2 protein-coding genes are annotated in these 1,209 nt (G+C 63.1%); both read left to right on the plus strand.

The annotated features are described in order from the left end of the window. On the plus strand, nucleotides 1–351 hold a 351-nt coding region (locus GEV06_28560; GenBank protein MPZ21803.1), incomplete at its 5' end, for a hypothetical protein. Between the two features lie 347 nt (nucleotides 352–698). Further along, nucleotides 699–1,073, plus strand: coding sequence for a BlaI/MecI/CopY family transcriptional regulator (locus GEV06_28565; GenBank protein MPZ21804.1), 375 nt, complete (start codon nucleotides 699–701; stop codon nucleotides 1,071–1,073). Nucleotides 1,074–1,209 lie beyond the last annotated feature (136 nt).

Raw genomic sequence — 1,209 nt, forward strand, 5'->3', positions numbered from 1 at the left:
GTACCCATCGCGCCGCATCCTTTTCGTCCGCTGTCGGAGATGACGGAACACTGGAGCGACGAGACGCTGGCGCAGGCCGAGCACTGGCCAGATACGGGCCTTGTCCGTGAGGGTCTGCGCCTCTTTAAGGAACTGCCGCAGAGTGCGCCCTCGCACCCGTTGCTCGCGACGGACCTGCACGCCGGCAATGTCCTTCGTGCGGATCGAGAGCCGTGGCTCGTCATCGATCCCAAGCCGTTCGTCGGCGATCCCACGTACGACGCGACGCAGCATCTGCTGAACTGCAGCGCCAGGCTGCGCTGTGACCCGGAGAACACGATTCGCCGCTTTCGCAGATCTCCTCGACGTTGATCCTGAGCGCGTTCGCTTGTGGATGTTCGCCCGCGCAGCTGCAGAACCACGGGATGATTGGAAAGACGACTAGCTGGTCGGCCTCGCGCGCGTGATCGCGATGTAGCGTTTGATGATTTCTCGGCAGGCTACTCCTGAGTCGTCGCCAAGTGTATTTCCACCGGCTCGACCGCGGATAGAAAGCCCCTTCGGCGTTTATCGCGACTGAATCGTTGCTATTCTGCGCGTCTCGTGGATCAGCTCGAAGCGGATGACGACGGCCCAAAGGCTACTACGGCCGCACTCGGCCTGCGGGCAGCGCCCAGGTTGACAACGACTCCATAAGTACTATACGTATAGTAGTAGTCATGGCCCACACCAAACCCGGCCTCGGTGCGCGGGAGCTCGCCGTCATGAAAATCGTCTGGCGGCTCGAGGAAGCGTCCGTGCGCGAGGTCTACGAGACGTTGCGCAAGCGGCGCCCCGTCGCCTACACCACCGTGATGACGATGATGAGCACGCTCGAGGCGAAGGGGTACCTGAAGAAGCGCGCGGACGGCCGGGCGTTCCGCTACCGGCCGGCGCGCCCGGAGGGGCGTGTCATCACCTCGCTCGTGCGCGAGTTCGTCGATCGAGTCTTCGACGGGGCGTCGCGACCGCTGCTCGCGCATCTCGTGATGGAAGGGCGGCTGACGAAAGAGGAGCGCGAGGAGTTAAAGCGGCTCATCGACGAGGCGGAGTGATGGACGCCCTTCTTCTTGCCTTCATCATCTTCAGCGCGCAACTACTCGTGATTATCGGGGTGGCGACCATTGCAGAGGCGCTGGGCTGCGTGACGGACCCGCGACTTCGCTTGACCTATTGGCGCGGTGTCGCTCT

Origin of the sequence: Luteitalea sp. (assembly GCA_009377605.1) — a bacterium.
Lineage (GTDB): Bacteria > Acidobacteriota > Vicinamibacteria > Vicinamibacterales > Vicinamibacteraceae > WHTT01.